This window comes from uncultured Paenalcaligenes sp., assembly GCF_947630565.1.
GTDB lineage: Bacteria > Pseudomonadota > Gammaproteobacteria > Burkholderiales > Burkholderiaceae_B > Paenalcaligenes > Paenalcaligenes faecalis.
In genome coordinates, this window is the sequence record NZ_CANRIC010000004.1 from 61,176 (window position 1) to 78,421 (window position 17,246).

General features: G+C 46.1%; 17 protein-coding genes. 5 read left to right on the forward strand and 12 right to left on the reverse strand.

The annotated features are described in order from the left end of the window. Positions 1 to 38: 38 nt before the first annotated feature. Both Q0Z62_RS01760 and Q0Z62_RS01765 read left to right on the forward strand, forming a co-directional pair. Positions 39 to 719: a protein-L-isoaspartate O-methyltransferase gene (locus tag Q0Z62_RS01760; RefSeq protein ID WP_269900621.1), complete on the forward strand. Its 681-nt coding sequence runs from the start codon at positions 39 to 41 to the stop codon at positions 717 to 719. 3 nt (positions 720 to 722) lie between these two features. After that, positions 723 to 2,051 carry a TolC family outer membrane protein gene (locus tag Q0Z62_RS01765; protein ID WP_298050325.1) on the forward strand — a complete coding sequence of 443 codons (1,329 nt, stop codon included), beginning with the start codon at positions 723 to 725 and terminating at the stop codon, positions 2,049 to 2,051. Between the two features lie 53 nt (positions 2,052 to 2,104). Here Q0Z62_RS01765 and Q0Z62_RS01770 read toward each other — a convergent pair whose 3' ends face one another. The 11 genes from Q0Z62_RS01770 to Q0Z62_RS01820 form a co-directional block, all read right to left on the reverse strand. Next, complete coding sequence (locus tag Q0Z62_RS01770; protein ID WP_269902219.1) at positions 2,105 to 2,590, reverse strand: adenylyltransferase/cytidyltransferase family protein; 486 nt, start codon at positions 2,588 to 2,590, stop codon at positions 2,105 to 2,107. Beyond that, on the reverse strand, positions 2,590 to 3,444 hold the full coding sequence (locus Q0Z62_RS01775; protein WP_269900623.1) for a ferritin-like domain-containing protein: 855 nt from the start codon (positions 3,442 to 3,444) through the stop codon (positions 2,590 to 2,592). The genes Q0Z62_RS01770 and Q0Z62_RS01775 overlap by 1 nt, the downstream gene beginning before the upstream one ends. A gap of 165 nt (positions 3,445 to 3,609) precedes the next feature. Then, positions 3,610 to 5,163 carry a ubiquinone biosynthesis regulatory protein kinase UbiB gene (gene ubiB, locus Q0Z62_RS01780; RefSeq protein WP_298050326.1) on the reverse strand — a complete coding sequence of 518 codons (1,554 nt, stop codon included), beginning with the start codon at positions 5,161 to 5,163 and terminating at the stop codon, positions 3,610 to 3,612. Between the two features lie 4 nt (positions 5,164 to 5,167). Continuing rightward, on the reverse strand, positions 5,168 to 5,803 hold the full coding sequence (locus Q0Z62_RS01785) for an SCP2 sterol-binding domain-containing protein (protein ID WP_298050327.1): 636 nt from the start codon (positions 5,801 to 5,803) through the stop codon (positions 5,168 to 5,170). A gap of 51 nt (positions 5,804 to 5,854) precedes the next feature. Then, positions 5,855 to 6,832, reverse strand: a complete 978-nt coding sequence (locus Q0Z62_RS01790) for a TIM44-like domain-containing protein (protein WP_269900626.1) — start codon at positions 6,830 to 6,832, stop codon at positions 5,855 to 5,857. A gap of 97 nt (positions 6,833 to 6,929) precedes the next feature. Next, a complete protein-coding gene (locus Q0Z62_RS01795) occupies positions 6,930 to 8,513 on the reverse strand; it encodes an NAD(P)/FAD-dependent oxidoreductase (RefSeq protein ID WP_298050328.1) in 1,584 nt (527 codons plus the stop codon). A gap of 17 nt (positions 8,514 to 8,530) precedes the next feature. Beyond that, entirely contained in the window at positions 8,531 to 9,328 is a 798-nt protein-coding gene (locus Q0Z62_RS01800; RefSeq protein WP_298050329.1) for an SDR family oxidoreductase, read from the reverse strand. After that, positions 9,325 to 9,927, reverse strand: a complete 603-nt coding sequence (locus Q0Z62_RS01805) for a cysteine hydrolase (RefSeq protein WP_269900629.1) — start codon at positions 9,925 to 9,927, stop codon at positions 9,325 to 9,327. The genes Q0Z62_RS01800 and Q0Z62_RS01805 overlap by 4 nt, the downstream gene beginning before the upstream one ends. A 20-nt stretch (positions 9,928 to 9,947) precedes the next feature. Beyond that, positions 9,948 to 10,481, reverse strand: a complete 534-nt coding sequence (locus tag Q0Z62_RS01810; protein WP_298050330.1) for an aromatic-ring-hydroxylating dioxygenase subunit beta — start codon at positions 10,479 to 10,481, stop codon at positions 9,948 to 9,950. 9 nt (positions 10,482 to 10,490) lie between these two features. Then, complete coding sequence (locus Q0Z62_RS01815) at positions 10,491 to 11,792, reverse strand: aromatic ring-hydroxylating dioxygenase subunit alpha (protein WP_269900631.1); 1,302 nt, start codon at positions 11,790 to 11,792, stop codon at positions 10,491 to 10,493. 14 nt (positions 11,793 to 11,806) lie between these two features. Continuing rightward, a complete protein-coding gene (locus Q0Z62_RS01820) occupies positions 11,807 to 12,973 on the reverse strand; it encodes an ABC transporter substrate-binding protein (RefSeq protein WP_298050331.1) in 1,167 nt (388 codons plus the stop codon). 179 nt (positions 12,974 to 13,152) lie between these two features. On the opposite strand from Q0Z62_RS01820, the gene Q0Z62_RS01825 reads away from it, so the two are divergent. Further along, a complete protein-coding gene (locus Q0Z62_RS01825) occupies positions 13,153 to 14,133 on the forward strand; it encodes an AraC family transcriptional regulator (protein ID WP_298050332.1) in 981 nt (326 codons plus the stop codon). A 67-nt stretch (positions 14,134 to 14,200) separates the two neighbouring features. Here the strand turns inward: Q0Z62_RS01825 and ubiE are convergent, their stop codons facing one another. Next, a complete protein-coding gene (ubiE, locus tag Q0Z62_RS01830) occupies positions 14,201 to 14,965 on the reverse strand; it encodes a bifunctional demethylmenaquinone methyltransferase/2-methoxy-6-polyprenyl-1,4-benzoquinol methylase UbiE (RefSeq protein ID WP_269900634.1) in 765 nt (254 codons plus the stop codon). Positions 14,966 to 15,113: 148 nt separating this feature from the next. Between ubiE and phoB the strand changes: the two genes are divergently transcribed. Together phoB and phoR are read left to right on the forward strand one after the other, a co-directional pair. Then, complete coding sequence (phoB, locus tag Q0Z62_RS01835; protein WP_269900635.1) at positions 15,114 to 15,806, forward strand: phosphate regulon transcriptional regulator PhoB; 693 nt, start codon at positions 15,114 to 15,116, stop codon at positions 15,804 to 15,806. Positions 15,807 to 15,836: 30 nt separating this feature from the next. After that, entirely contained in the window at positions 15,837 to 17,135 is a 1,299-nt protein-coding gene (gene phoR, locus Q0Z62_RS01840) for a phosphate regulon sensor histidine kinase PhoR (RefSeq protein WP_298050333.1), read from the forward strand. Positions 17,136 to 17,246 lie beyond the last annotated feature (111 nt).

Sequence of the window (17,246 nt, forward strand, 5' to 3'; positions counted from 1 at the left end):
ACTATTTCTCTTATTGTCCTGCTCACGTAAAAACTGCTATGAAAATAAACGCGCTGTCTGAAATCGAACTCGCCCGCTATTACATGGTTGAACAACAAATTCGTCCTTGGTATGTAGAGGATGAGAAAGTCCTGCAGGCGCTATTTGATGTGCCACGCGAAAAATTTGTTCCTCCGTCTCTCAAAGGCATGGCTTTTGCAGACACCGAAGTTCCTCTCATTATTGACTCTGTGGATACCAATGAGTACATGCTAAAACCAGTCATTGAGGCTCGTTTAGCCGTAGAGCTTCAACTGCAACCTACTGATGGCGTTCTGGAAATTGGCACAGGCTCTGGCTACCAAGCCGCTTTACTATCCCGTCTTGCTCAACAGGTCACCACCGTAGAAATCAACAGCACCTTAGCGGCTTTTGCGACTGAGAATCTACTGCGTCAACAGGCTCTAAACGTCAATGTTGAAATTGGTGATGCTCACGAGGGCTGGGGCACAACTGAATATGATGCTATCTTACTGACTGGTTCAGTTCCAGTTGTACCTGATGCACTTAAATACCAATTGTGTATTGGTGGCCGATTAGTCGCCGTTGTAGGCAGTAGCCCTGTCATGACAGCCATCCGTATTACCCGCACCAGTGCGGCAAGCTTTGATACCACCCCTCTGTTTGACACCGTCATCAAACCTTTGCGTGGTAGCCGCGTTTCTCGCTTTAATTTCTAAATAATGTGCATACGGCTGCTTTTTACTTTAACCATTAGTTTTTGCGCAGCCTTTGCACAGGCTACGCCTGCCTTAGATTTATGGCAGGCATGGCAACTAGCCCAACAACGTGACCCCATCTATGCGGCACAACAAGCCAGCACCCAAGCTAATCAAGAGCTAATTACACAAGCCAGAGCTCAACTATTACCCGCTATTGATGCTGTGGCCTCCGTTCAGCACAATGACAGTAGACGGGCTAGTCGTCTAAACAGAGGCAGCAACTCAAACCTAAATCAGTGGCAACTACGACTTAGCCAGCCGTTACTAGACCTAAGTGCTATTGCCCAGTTTGAGCGCTCCCGATATTTAGCTGCGATCGCCGTATTTGATTTAGACAACGCCAAAAACGAACTCGCTTTACGGGTCACTCAGGCGTACTTTGATGTGTTGGCATCTCAAGACACGCTAAAATCCCTACAAGCTCAACACCACGCGGTAGAACAACAGCTTCTTTCCGCACAACATGCTTTCGAGCTAGGTGGGGCTACCATCACCGATACCCACGAGGCACAATCTCGCTTAGACCTGCTCAAAGCTCAGCTCATTACTACTCAGAGCCAACTACAAAATAAACAACATGCATTGAGTCGTATTGTAGGAGAGCCTGTACCGCTTTTGGCCCCTTTAAATCCACATGCCAATTTGCCTGCCCCAGAACCCGCCAACCCAGAGGCTTGGACTACTCAAGCCTCCTTGAGCAATTTGGCCGTAGCAAAAGCTAATTTAGCCGTACAAGCACAACAATACCAACTGAAGGCAAGCCAACGCGAACATGCTCCTACCGTCTCTTTACAGGCTCGTGGCGGCAGCCAAAGCAATCAAGGCATCTACGGCCCCAACACTAGCCCTCGATCCTTAGACAGCAGTGTTGGCCTTGAGCTATCCATCCCTTTGTATAAGGGGGGAGCCATTTCCTCCCGAGTGCGTGAACATGCCTCTGTACTACAACAAAGGTATGCGGAACATGAAAATATTCGTCGGCAAACCGAGGAAAGCACGCTTAATTTTTTCACCAATGTCACGGCGGGTTTACTGCAAGTCAAGGCCCTAGAATCCGCAGAGCAATCGAGTCTGGCCTCCGTTCAAGCCAACCAAACCGCCTATGAAATTGGGGTACGTATCAATATTGATGTGTTAAATGCCCAGCAACAACTCTACGAAACTCAACGGGCATTGGCCCAAGCTCGTTACAACACCTTAATTCAAGGCCTACAACTAAAAAACGCAGCCGGTCAACTCACTGAGGACGACATTGCAGCCATCAGTCGCCTACTTATTCCTGCCCCATAAAAAAACACATAGTTTGACCTATGTGTTTTTATTATAATATGCTGACTAAACCGCTATTGACGAATCTTTTCTACTAAAGAAGTCGTTGATCGATCAAACTCAATCGCAATTGCGACAGCATCGCCTCCCCAGCTACGCACTAAAGCCGTCTCTGGCAAAGTCTCCATATCATAATCCCCCCCTTTCACAATCAGGTCTGGCTTTAACTCAGAAATGATTTGCTCGGGGGTAGACTCTGTAAACAAGGTAACAGCTGTGGTAGAGGCCAATGCTGCCAATAGCGCACAACGATCTACCTCGTTATTGATGGGACGATCATCCCCTTTATTTAACGTGCGCACAGAGGCATCCGAATTGACGGCCACAATTAATGTGGCCCCCAACTGAGCAGCTTGATCTAAGTAACTAGCATGTCCTCGGTGCAAAATATCAAACACACCGTTTGTGAAGACAATAGGCCTCTGTAACTGTCCAGAAGCCACTGCTGCCACCAGATCGTGCCGGGCATACATTTTTTTTTCAAAAGCAGGCATAGCGATTAGGCCGTAATGATTTTACGACTTAGGTCTTTGCGATAACGATTTAATGCGGAAGGAGACTCAAAGTCTTCACCCATGAGCAACGACATATTATGCAAAATCCTCGTGCTAACCTTGCCTTCCCATTCTTTATCAAAGCGAATTTGATTATCTAACCAATTCTCTAGCCAACCCGGCGAAGGCAGCTGAGACTGCACAGTATCATTTGGATACATGTCTTTATTCACATGCAGATTGGTAGGATGCAGGGCTTGGGCCGTGCGATGCGCGGATGCCATTAAGACCCCGATTTTCGAGAAAGCCAAACGGGTCTCTAGTTCTGCCTGTTCAGTGCCACCTAGCTTTAATGCGCGACGCATATAACGTAAGTATGCTCCAGCATGGCGAGCCTCGTCTTGGGCCACGATTTGATAAATCGTTTTAATCACGGGTTCTGTATGCCAGTCTGCTGCACGTCTGTACCAATGATTTAATCGAATCTCACCACAAAAATGCAGCATCAATGTTTCCATGGCTGGGGCCGGATCAAACTCGAAACGTACCTTATGCAGCTCCTCTTCGGTAGGAACTAGCTCTGGACGGAAACGACGTAAATACTCGATCAGCACCAAAGAGTGTTTTTGCTCTTCAAAGAACCAAACCGACATAAACGCACAAAAATCACTGTCATCACGATTATCACGGAGAAACATCTCCGTTGCAGGCAAAGCGGCCCATTCCGTAATCGCATTCATTTTAATGGTGTAGGCTTGCTCATCAGTGAGCTTGCTACCATCAAATTCGTCCCAAGGAATATCTTGTGCCATATTCCAACGGACAGCTTCCATGGATTTAAAAAGTTCAGGGTAAAGCATAGTTATCCTTATGAATTGTTTGAGTGGTAACAAGACACAATGCTTACACCACCGCATTACAAGTAGTAGCCGTTGGAAAAGTTATTCGTCTTAAGCCTACTACTTGTTTCTATCAAAATGATGGCACGTTGTGTGTGTGCAACGTGCCTCTATAGATCAAAATGATCAGCGGACTATTGCCCATAAAGCGACCACTACAGCAATAGCTAATACCGCACAAAGCGTAGCAACCAAACGATTGTTTTGTTGCTGTGCAGCCCGCAATAGTTTTAGCTCTTGTTGCAATTGGGGTAGATGGTCTGGGCGATTTAAATTTTCAACAACCAAACGAGGAATCTGCGGCAAAAGCTGCGACCACTGCCCAGCCTCTTGGGTCAGACGTTGCTTTAGACCTTGGGGCCCAACACGTTGATGCATCCAGTTTTCTAGGTAGGGTTTTGCCGTATCCCACAGATCTAATTCGGGGTCCAGCTCTCGGCCCATTCCCTCAACATTTAATAAGGTCTTTTGTAGCAAAACTAATTGAGGCTGAATTTCCACATTAAACCGCCTAGAGGTCTGAAACAGGCGCAATAATACCTGACCTAACGAGATTTGGGATAGGGGCCTATCAAAATAAGGCTCACATACCGCACGAACAGCGCCTTCGAGTTCCTCTTCGCGCGTATCAGCAGGTGCCCAGCCTGACTCAATATGCAACTGAGCTACTCGACGATAATCACGTTGGAAAAAAGCCAAAAAATTCTGCGCCAGATAGTTTTTATCGAACTCGGATAAGGAGCCAACAATCCCAAAATCTAAAGCAATATAACGCCCTAATGATTCAGGGGCATCTGACACATAAATATTGCCGGGATGCATATCAGCATGAAAAAAACCATCACTAAACACCTGACTAAAAAACACCTCTACGCCTTTACGCGCCAAATCTTTTAAATCAACCCCTGCCTCAATGAGACGGTCTATTTGGCTAACTGGGATGCCTTTCATGCGCTGCATTGTAAATACATTCGTGGCGCAATAGTCCCAATACACCTCTGGCACAATTAGTAAATCAGAGCGTCCTGTTTCTGGACCAAAATTACGGCGTAATTGACTACAGTTAGAGGCCTCGCGGATTAAGTCGAGCTCATCATGTAAGTATTTCTCAAACTCAGAAACCACCTCGCGCGGGCGCAGCCGACGCGCGTCGGCTAATAAGCGATGTACCAAATGCGCAAAAGTACGCATTAAAGCGAGATCTTTATCGATCACGTCTCTCATACCTGGACGCAACACCTTTACCGCTGCCTCTCGCCCATCTTGCAAAATAGCAAAATGCACCTGTGCAATGGAGGCTGAGGCGACCGGGTCTACGTCAAAATGCTTAAAAATAACGTGCGGAGAAGCCCCTAAGGCTTTTTCTACGGTTTTAGCGGCAAGCTCGGAAGAAAAGGGAGGAACGCGATCCTGCAAAGAGGCTAGTTCTGCTGCAATGTCAGCAGGAATCAAATCGCGTCGGGTGGATAGCACCTGTCCGAATTTAACAAAAACAGGGCCTAATGATTCCAATGCCAAACGTAAGCGCACCCCTCGACTATGCTTAGGTTGACGGCCTAAGCGCACCCATCGTAATAGACGGTATGCCCAAGGGTGTTGGATACTGGATAAAACCAATTCGTCCAAACGGTATTTGAACGCAATGTACATAATAAAGATAAAACGACTGATCCGTGACATCGCTTTATCCTTTAGAAAGCTGTGTTGTACGCTGCTCTAGGGAGTACAAGCGCTGCTCTAGCTGCGTGAGGCGTGACCGCCAAAGCTGATAATAATCTGTACTAACTAAAATGCCGCTTTCCTCACCTAAAAACTCGGCCATATTGGCCTCAAGATGTATTGCTGTACGCTGACCAGACGCCACCATCTGTTTTAAGGTGGCAACCAATCGGACCGCGACTAAATCACCAGTGAAGCGAGCTATTTCGGCCTCTGGGTCAAAGCGTAGTTGACTCGCAACCTGCGCAATAACGCTAGCCATGCCCGCATCGCCTTGAATATGCACTAAAGCCAATAAAGCCTCAGGGCTTGATTGTGCTAATGCCGATGGAAAAGACGCTAAACGATCTGCAGAAATAGTGAGCTGTACATCAGCGGTATCAGTCAGATCGGTTAAGACCACATTACCGGTATACGTAAAGCTCAGGGGTAGGTGTAGAGCCCCTACGGTCAACGACACGGTACGCCCTGCATATTGGGCAAAACGCTGCTGAGCCCACGGTTCACGGGTTAAGACGGCATTAAGCGCCCGCACAATAATTGTTGTGGGGCGCAAAATAGCCGGTATAGGCAATGAAGCGAAAAGGGTTTGCAAAGACACAGTCCACCTATGAGTTGGAGAATAGCCTTAGTTTAACCCGTTGCGTCGTCTTTAGTGCGTTGGATTAATCTGTTGAATACCAGCAAGCAACCAACCTGCATTATCTGCTTTGTATAGATTCCAAACCTCTTCGAAGCTAAATGCATCTGCATTCGTTTCTTCGCGCAGCATTCCTGAATAACGCACGCTTGCTAAATGGCCATCAGCCACCTTTTCAATACCAAGTAACTCAGCATTTAGCAAAACAATTTGAGTGTTCTGTGCGCCTTCGCGAGCTAGGATTTCAGGAGTTAGCTCTTTAAGTAAGTCATCGGTCAACAAATCACGTAATGCAGCTGGATTACCCTGATCCCATAAACCCTGAACATCACGGAACTGCTGCTTAGCATTTGCTAAGAAAGTCATAATATCGAAGTCATCGGGAATAAACCAAGCCGGATCGACTTTTTGTGTAGGTTCAGCAGAAGCCGTTGCCATTGGCGCTGTATCAAAATGAGTATTTTGCGCTGCTGGAGCAGAGGCAGGACTAGCCGGCATCTGTGGGGTGGATTCTCGGTACATAGGACTGGTCGCACCGGCGGACTGGGTGGCTGGTTTTGCCCCCCCGCGCAAACGACGCACGATGAAAATCACCGCAAAAATAACTAAGCCAATCAACAACATGCTGGAGAGCGCTTCGAGCATTGCGCCACCTAGACCTAAGCTAGACAACAACGCAGCGATCCCTAGACCTGCGGCTAAACCCGCAATAGGACCTAGAAAACGGGAAAAACCACTTTTAGGGGCTGCAGCAGCTGCGCCACCACGTGCGGCATTCGCATTCGCTGGTGTAGCGGCATTGCGGTTTGTATTAGCCGCTGGAGGCTGAACGGCTTGACGCTGTTGTGTTACGTTAGAGGACTGACGACCAAAGCTTTTACCACCGCCCATACGACGAGCTTCGGCATCAAACGAAGCCGTAAGCAAAGTAAAGGTAGAGACAACAAGCACAGCCATAGCCATGAATTGGGATAAACGCTTAGAAAGCATGAGATCTCCTGCGGGCGGTATTATTCCACCCTAAATAGCGAAAAACTGACTAGAAGCTGACAGATTAGCATAAGTCCTCTGAACTTAACTACTCTTTTTACTTAATTAGGTCAGCAACCAACAATCCTGACCCACCCCCTAAGCCCGGGCCTGGGTGGGTAGACGCTCCGATATGGAATACGTTTTTAATAGGGGTTTGATGGCCTTTAGTGGTTCCTATCTTTGCAAAAGGCCTAAACCAGAAAAACTGATCTAACGAACACGCACCAGAATAAATATCCCCACCAACTAAATTCTGATTTAATCCTTGTAGATCCATCGGACTCAATACATGGCGACCAATAATCAACTCATGTAAACCCGGCAATACCTGCTCAAGCTGGGCCAGAATTCGATCTGCTACGTGCTCTTTCACCTCATGGGTCCAGCCCGCTTCCTTATCTACAGCGATCTCTCCTTTAGCATCTCCTTTTAAACCACGAGGCATATCTTGAATTTGCAGCCAAAGAATCCAACCTCCTGCTGGTACTCGACTGGGGTCTACAGCCGCAGGCTGACCAATTGCTACCGTAGGTTGGCTGGGAATTAACCCACACTCAGCCTGCATGACAGACAGAGACACCTGATCTAAATCAGAGGCCAAATGCACTAACGGAACCTGTAGCATCTCCTCATTCATCCATGCCGGTTTAGCAGACAAAGCTAAATGGATCTGCATTGCACCCCGACCATAGCGATAGTTTTTGGCCGCCTTTATAACGGGTGCAGGCATATCAGGCAGTAGGTCTTGATAGAGTTGTGAGGGTGTCACATTACATACCACTGCTTTATTAGCGTGATACGAGGCTGAGCCTGCCTCTACCCCAACCGCTTTGCCCTGCTGCAGTAAAATCTTTGTCACTGATATATTCGTTTTTACTAGACCACCACGCTGTTGGATCAATGAGACCAAGGCGTCAACTAACTGACTGCCGCCTCCTTTGACCACTGGCATACCACCCGCTACAACTGCCGCAAAGGTAAGTTTTCCAATTAATGCTGACCCCGCGTCTTGAGGACCTAACCCCGAGTGCAGCACCCACGGAGCCATCAAAGCCTCGGTTAGATCATGGTGCACGTGTTGTTGCGACCAGGTTCTAAAGGGAGTCAAGCTTTGGGCTGCAAACTGCAATAACTGATCCACCCCTTTTTTACGCCATTGCTGAAAGAGTAATTTATATGTAGAAAACTGATAAGGAGACCCACCTAGCAACCCAAATAATAATTCGCCATTTTGATTGAAGATCTCGTCGGCCATTGCACCAATTAGCGCGCCGTCTCCCGCAGCTAACTGATCTAAGCGCTCTATCGCATCCGCTATGTCTTGTTTTAACGCTACGCTACGACCGTCTGGCAGCACAACACCGGTGGTATAACCATTATTTAAGAACTCCACCCCTGCCCGAGCTAAATCCTCTTTTAAGGCCGCATACGCCCCCCCACCTAAGAACAAGGGATACCACGAGGCCATTAACTCATGTAAATACCCGGGAAATAGTTCTTCTGTACGTATACAACCGCCTACTACCGCATTACGCTCTAGCACTAGTGGTTTAATCCCTCGTTTTGCTAATAAAGCAGCGCAAACTAATGAATTCAAGCCACTGCCTACAATAATGACATCCCAGCGATCATCACTCATTTTGTCTCCTCAGTTCTTTATTCGTTATTATTTTCAGCACAGGCAAACCAATGCTTAGGACCTTTACCCTGATCAGGACCTAAAACGGAAAAACCTCCATCTACAGGGATATCCACGCCAGTAATCCAACTGGCTTTAGGTGAAGCAACAAAACAAACGACATCAGCAATTTCCTCTGCATTTCCGACTCGACCTAACGGATGCGTCACAGCGCCGACTCGGTCGGCCTGCTCTCTATCTTTATTCGCCATCTCAGACAAAGCCGGTGACCACGTCCATGCAGGAGAAACAGCTACGGTACGTATTCCTTTAGGTGCTAGCTCTACCGCTAAACTTTTAGTCAAATGCAACATGGCCGCTTTGGATGCGGGATAAAGCAATCTCCCTGCCGCGGCAATTTTGCCTCCAATACTGCCCATATTTACAATCACGGACCCCGCCGCCATATATGGCACGACTTTTTGTGCCATTAACGCCGCCGAAATTAAGTTCACGCCTAAAGTGAAATGCCACTGCTCTCTAGTTGATGCTAAGCCTGCATCCTCATAGACACACGCATTATTTACCAACACATCAATCCGTCCGAATTGGCGCTTAATTTTTTCAATCCCAACATCAATCGCCCTATCATCTTGAATATCAATAGCGATGAACTGAGCCAGCCCATTGGACTGCAGCTCATTTTCTAGCTGCTGGCCTGCCTCGTGATTCTGATCAACAATAACGACACAATCGCCCTGCGCTACAAATGCGCGTACGATAGCCGCCCCTAGCCCTTGGCCCCCCCCTGTCACGATAACAACCCGCTTTGTCATGATATTTTCTCCTTAAATAAATATGCCATATCGACATCATTATAAATATGCGCGATCAAGCTCATACTTTTTAAAGAGGCTTCATGGGCTTGAGCTGGAGCGCCACAGGCCGCCGCCGCCACGGTTACGTTAAAACCCATATCCACCGCATGGCGTACTGTACTCTCGACCACAGAATGAGTCGCAACACCAGCTATCACCAATCGATCCGGTTTCAACTGATTTAGAATCGCCTCCAGCGTTGAGGCATAAAACGCATTAATTCTTTTATGAATTACCTCAAACTCCAGCGGGCTGGATTCCAATGGGGCCAAACCGGTAAAAAAGGCACTACCCCAACTGCCCTCTTGTACCGCCTGCAACTGACGCACACCCGCAAAAATAGGAGCATTAGTCGCTAAATCTGCATAGTCTGCTCGATAAGCAACCCGTACATGCACGATAGCGACCTCATGCTGACGTGCCTGCTGCAATAATGCAGTGGCTGCACAAATAATGCCCTGTCTTTGCGAGCTATTTTCCTCAATGCCAACACGAATCTTACCTTTCTCGTGCAGCACGTCATTTTGATAATGTAAAGCGAGTAAAACGGTAGTCACAGGCTCATCCTCTTTAGTACTTAAATATGCACTTCTAAATTGCTATGTACGTCTTCTCGGTTAATCAGATTGACTTGTTTTAAGTACAGCTTCCAACTATCTGCCGTGGAGGCTAGTTTATAAATATATGAGCCAGCCAAGACTCGTTGTTGTCCAGCTCGGCTTTCTACCGATTGGAAATTAGCACGCACTACTAAATACCCTTGTTGATCCTGCCCCTCAATGGAGATATTGCCTAGCAACCTAGAGGCTTGAGTCGGTGGTTGCTGTGACCAATTACGAGCATTCTCTAATCGACGCATCCGTAACTCGCGCAGCATCTTATTTTCCCAAAAAAGAGAGATATGATCATAAGGACTGGTTTGCTCAAAGGATTGAGGCACCCAATACATACCATCGTCAGTCCAAAGGGCTAACCACTCATCCCAGCGCCGCTCATCAAGTAAACGCGCCTCAAAATATAAGAACTGGTTTAATGCCTCTTTTCTTTCAGCGGTTAACGAAACAGGCTGTAAATCATCAACACTTACGTCAAATTCAATATCAAATAACATATCCCCTCCTTAGACCTCAAGCATGTATTGTTTCCACGCACGATATAAATTACGAACTGGTAACTCGCTCGTCCCATTTACCGCCTTATAACCGCCCTCAATCTTTTCATCTGTTCCGTAGTAGCGATGCATACTAATCCAATCACCCCCATCAACTAAATTCCCCTGTTGACAGCGACCATATAACTCTACGTCGTCAGGCATGACATTCGAAGAGGGGGAGTTAATTAAATTGGCATACATTAATCCACGATGGAACAATTCCTCGGGAGCTCCTTTCAATCTAAACAGTTGAATTTCAACCTCTGTTTCATCTACGGCTACAGGTCGAATTACTCTGAACTGCTGAAAAACAGTATGAGGGGAACCACTACCATAGAGCACTGTGTTATGACGATTTTCACTCAATATAGCTAAAGCACGTTCCTGACCATAAGCTTCAGTTAATAGTTCATAGTGACGTTTTGAGACGGGATCAGTTTCAATGGAACCTGGGTCAAAAATACCTTCCATATAGCCATGCCCATGATCAAAAGCATATAAGTCCAATTTTTCCCAAAAGGTGTATGGCTCACCATTCCCAGCCATAATATGTAGCTCTAGTGGCATATTACCCTCGACCCCGGCTTGTTCTTTAGCAGCCACATGCGAAGACTCATGAGTCACTACCGCGTGCATCGTGTCATGCAGATTTTCGTAGAACACTTTCCAATTAGAAGGTTGTCTAACCTTAAAGCTGCCTTTAGCTACCTCAACCTCACCAACAGGAGAGCGATCACAAAGATTATCTATAGAGCTAATTACCCCTCCTAAGAACTCATGTAAACCAACTCCCTCGGCAGTCTGATTTGCAAAGACAAAGCCACGGTAGCTCTCAACTCTAGCAACTTGACGCATGGAAAAATCAGGATGCTTAGGATCAAAACAGGTGCCTTCAAAGCCAGAACGCATAGGAGCCGCTAAATGATCACCATCTAATTTAAAGGTCCATGCATGATAAGGACAGCGGAAGAACTTCCCTGTATTACCACAACCTTTAGCCACAATTTGAGCGCCTTTATGTGGGCAACGGTTATATAGCACATAGACATTTTTATCACTGCCCCGCACCATAATGACTTCCTGGGTGCCCAGAGTCGTAGTAATGTAATCCCCGACGTTAGGAACCTGACTGTCATGCCCTATATATACCCATACTTTTGTATAGATACGCTGCATTTCTAAATCAAATACACCCGGATCGGTATATAGTTTTTTATGGACACTCTCATCTCGCACCATTGCTTGAAGTTCTACATTTGAATAACTCATTTCGCTCCTCCTTTTTATAATCCACACTGCCCAGAGAATGGGTCTTCATATTTTTCAAAAATAGTTTCTAAAACCCTATTCGTCATTTCACCATTTTCATTTTTATATACTTCTCTCATATAGTAATTTTGAATAGGATAGTTATTATTATTAAAAGAAAAATCACCTCTCACTGAATCAAAATTCGCTTTTTTAATTTCAGCCCTTAATTTTTCATTATCTTTATAATCACCATTTATATTTTTAATCGCCGAATCAATTAATCGGGCCGCATCATAACCTTGAGCTGCATACATAGACGGAGTACGTCCATATTTTTCTTTGAACAAAGTCACAAATTCATTGTTTGCCGCATTATCTAGATCTGGCGACCATTGCGACGCATTCATCATGCCTAACATAGGATCACCTACCGCTTTAATGGTGTCCTGATCGGCAGAAAAGCCAGGGGTATAAATAGCTAGCTGTTTATTCAATCCAGAGCTAACCAGTTGTTTAATAAAACTCACCCCCATACCTCCCGGTAAAAAGAAAAACACGGCGTCAGCGCCTGAAGCTCGTATCTGAGCGACCTCGGCTGCGAAATCCAACTGCCCCAATTTCACATATACCTCATCCGCTACATCACCTTTGAAATAACGCTTAAAGCCATCTATAGATTCCTTACCGCCGGGATAGTTCGGGGCAATAAGAAACACACTTTTATGGTTTTTATCCGTGACATACTGACCCATTGCAGACGGAATATCCTCGTTCTGCCACGACACTGTGAAAAAATTGGGATGGCACTTGGCACCCGCGTAATCGGCTGGCCCTGTATTCGTGGACACATAAATCGTGTCACTATTCAAAATGCGAGGCATCACAGGCAGTAAAACGTTAGAGAACACCATGCCTGTCATTAAATCGACCTTGTCTCTGCGTAGTAAACGCTCTGCGGCTTGACGCCCTTCATCCGCTTTTTGCTGATCATCAGCCACAATCAATTTAGTAGATACTCCACCTAATTGATTATTATTTTTTTCTAATGCTAATTCAAAACCATCTTTAATTTCATTTCCAAGAGCGGCTCCTGGTCCAGAAAGTGTGGACAACAGTCCAATTTTTAATTCTTCATTTGCTAGCACATTACTCGCCATCCCTAATGCGCCTAATAAAATTGCAATAGAAGTCCGTCTCATCACCCTCTCCTTTATATAAGTGAAAACCCTAGAATTTCACTTCTAATTATTTTTTATTTCTTTTTTCTTTTAAACTGAAACTACTTTATGTCTAAACAATCTTAGGTGATGCCCACTCCTTGAACTAGCCATTTCAAGCAGGATGTATCCCTATCAAGCAAATAGTTGGAGATAAAAAAATGACAACTTGGCTACTCAACGGACTACAGAATCTGTACTTGGAAAACCCCATTTTTGAGTCTACCGATCCGCTCATGACCAAGTTTGAAACTACCGAGATTCTCAAAGACCATCAATTGACTTGGCAACGGGGTAAGGTCGACTCAGCTTTACGCTGCGCCAGTCTGGGCGAACTCTCTTTTATGTTGTTACGCTATGGGGCCGCCGTGCATATTGCGCCAGGAACTTTGCATGATTTTTATTTATTTCAAGTCCCAACTTATGGCAAATCCGCGATAGGGGTAGGCAAACAAACCATTATTACAGACCAACATACTGCAGTCGTTATATCCCCTGACTTACCTCTACAGCTAGACTGGGAGCAAGGCTGCGAGCAATTTTTAATCAAAATACCCAAACCCTTGCTAAATCACGCCTGTATGATGCTCCTCGACATTGCGCCCGAGGAGCAAATTGAATTTCAACCGGAATACTTACTAAATAATGCCCATGGAGTGGCTTGGCAACATCAAATTAGTGCGATGCTGTCATATACTCAGCAAAAAACACATTACCCAGAGCAATGGCTCAAAAATCTCCAAACTAACCTGCTGCAGCATTTATTATTAACTCAGCCTAACAACTACTCTCGTTACTTTCATCATGCACCACGCATGACAGGACAGCGCCGCCTACGACTCGCTCGCCGCTATATTCATGAGCATTTAGGAGAAACACTGCGTTTAGAGGATATTGCAAAGGCATGTGACTCTAGTGTTAGGAGTCTAACTGATGCCTTTAGAAGCCAATTAAATAGCAGTCCTACACAGTATATTCGCGAAGCCCGCCTCACAGCAGTGCGCAGAGAGCTCCTACAAGCCCCACCTACAGCTCGTGTCACAGAAATCGCCACGCGATGGGGCTTTACTCACCTAGGAAGATTCAGCGCTTGGTATAAAGAAAGCTATTTTGAGTCTCCCCACGAAACACTAAATAAATAACCGCTAAGTCATTAACGACCAGCGGTTAGATACACCAGACTCTAAGGTCTACTAATCTATAATACGATTAATCTAACTTCACACCCTCGTGTAAAGCGCAAATCCCGGCCGTCAAATTAAAATACTGCACACGCTCAAAACCGACCTCACGCATCATGTTTGCTAAGGTTTCTTGGTCAGGATGCATACGAATAGATTCCGCTAAATAGCGGTAGCTTTCTTCGTCTTGAGCGACTATTTTGCCTACTTTAGGCAAGATATTAAATGAGTACCAATCGTAAGCAGGAGCTAAAGGTTTAGCGATGTGAGAAAACTCCAGGACTAACAGTTTTCCGCCCGGCTTTAAAACACGGCGCATTTCAGCTAAGGCATTATCTTTGTGTGTCATATTGCGTAAACCAAAGGCCACACTAACACGATCAAAATAATTATCTGGAAAAGGAAGGTATTCTGCGTCACACACGGACACAGGCGTCACAATGCCTAAATCAAGGAGACGATCCCGCCCCACGCCCAGCATAGAACTATTAATATCGGTTAACCAAACTTGCCCTGTAGGACCCACTTTACGTGCAAAAGCTTTGGATAAATCGCCCGTACCACCAGCAATATCCAATACTTTCATACCGGGACGTATTGCGGCACGCCCAATAGTGAATGATTTCCATACACGATGCAAACCAGCTGACATGAGGTCATTCATGACATCATAGCGTTGAGCGACCGAGTGAAAAACCTCGGCAACTTTAGCGGCTTTTTCATGCTCGGCAACAGTCTGGAAACCAAAATGTGTGGTTTCCGATGAATTCGATTGAGATGTTTTATTTTCCATGATGCTGTAATCGTACCGCAAATTAAGGGTAAAAACCCATGCCTAAAGCAAAAAATCAGGTGTACGAATAAGTCGTTTTCACAAACCTGAAACATTAACGCCATATTATGTTTTTATCTTATTAATATCTTAGTCTTATTTCGGCACTATGAGCACTACTATTCTTGTTATTGAAGACGAACCAGCGATCCAAGAACTGATCGCCGTTAACCTATCCTTTGCAGGGCACAAGGTACTGCGAGCTTATGATGCTGAACAAGCTCAGACGCTAATCAGTGCCGAGCTACCGGATCTTATTTTAGTCGATTGGATGCTACCAGGCGCCTCTGGGATTACGCTGGCTAAAAAACTTCGCTCTGATGAGCGAACCCGCCAAGTACCCGTTATTATGTTAACCGCCAAAGGCGCCGAGTCCGACAAAGTGGAGGGCCTAGAAGCTGGCGCAGATGACTACATCACGAAGCCCTTCTCCCCTAAAGAACTCTTAGCCCGCATCAAGGCCGTATTACGTCGTCGAGCCCCACAGTTAACAGATGATATTATTGAAATTGGTACACTGGCCCTAGACCCCACCACACATCGCGTGACGGGCGACGGTAAAACCCTTACTATTGGGCCTACCGAATTTCGCTTATTACACTTTTTCATGACACATACTGAACGCGTTTTCTCCCGTGCTCAGTTACTAGATAAAGTGTGGGGCGATCACGTATTCGTAGAAGAACGTACCGTCGATGTGCATATTCGACGCTTACGTAAGGCACTAGAACCTAGTTCACATGATGCTCATATTGAGACCATCCGTGGCGCTGGGTATCGTTTTGCCGCCACTTTGCCCTAACGAGCTAACTACACTCATCACCCACGAATCATGAGAAAAACCCTAAGCAGCGTTTGTCTAATAGCAGGCGCTGCCTTCATCTTAGGTATGTGGCTAGGCCCCAGTACAGGCTGGGCCATTTTTGCCATTGCACTACTGATCATGGTGCTTATTAGTGGTCGCCAACATCAAAAAATCAAACTGTGGGTGCGTGATTTAAATGCTGCCCCTCCGGTCTCTGCCGGCCCATGGGACGATGTGTTAGCTCCTATTTATCGCAAAATAAAACAAGACCGTATCAACCTACAAACACTCAATTATCATTTAGATGGCATTATGATGGCCGCAGAGGCCTTGCCAGAGGGTGCTGTCACCCTAGACAAAGCCATGACCATTCAATGGTGCAATCAAACGGCTAGCCAGCACTTGGGCTTAAACCTAGCCACAGATCAGCATCAAAGTATTTTTAATATTTTACGCACCCCTGAGTTTGCTCATTACGCACACCAAAAAGAGTGGGAACAGCCTTTACTACTGCACTTATCGCAGCGCGGACGCGAACGCGCCCTATTACTTCAACTGACCTCCTATGGCATGGGGCAGTTTTTATTAGTATCCAGAGACGTTACCCAAGTTGAAAAACTAGAGACCACTCGCAAAGACTTTGTGGCGAATGTGTCGCATGAGTTACGCACCCCTTTGACGGTTTTATTGGGCTTTCTGGAGACCTTACGCGATCTACCTACTGAGTCTCTGCCAGTCGAGCAACGTATGCGCTATGAGCAAATGATGCTTGAGCAAGCCCAGCATATGCAGGCTATCGTGTCAGACTTATTAACACTTTCCACTCTGGAATCCTCTCCATCCGCAGAAAATACAGCGGTTCCACTTAACTACGTGATCGAGCAAGCCTTACAACGTGTACAAGCCCTATCAAATGGTCAACATGACTTCGAAACTCATATTGACGATAAACTGTGGCTTGAGGGCGCGGAAACAGAGCTGGCCTCTGCGGTGGGGAACCTATTAACCAATGCCATCCGCTATACACCTAAAGGCGGTACTATTACCACGTCGTGGTTTATGAATGACGATGGTTCGGCGACCTTTTCTGTTCAGGATACGGGGATTGGTATTGCACCTCAAGATATTCCCCGCATCACAGAGCGCTTTTATCGAGCAGATAAAGGACGCTCTAAGGCCACAGGGGGAACGGGCTTAGGTTTAGCCATTACTCGTCATGTCATCGCCCGACATCAGGCCGAACTCGCGATACAAAGCCGTTATGGTTCAGGAAGCACGTTTAGTATTCATTTTCCCAAAGAGCGAGTTCGCTTTGCTACTATTTAGCGCTATGATCTACGCATAGCCTTTAATGGCATTCATATTGAAGCTCACCCAGCTAAAGCAAGGTGATTCTTGTTGTCATCGGTTTAGGCGCCGTGATATTCAATCACGCCC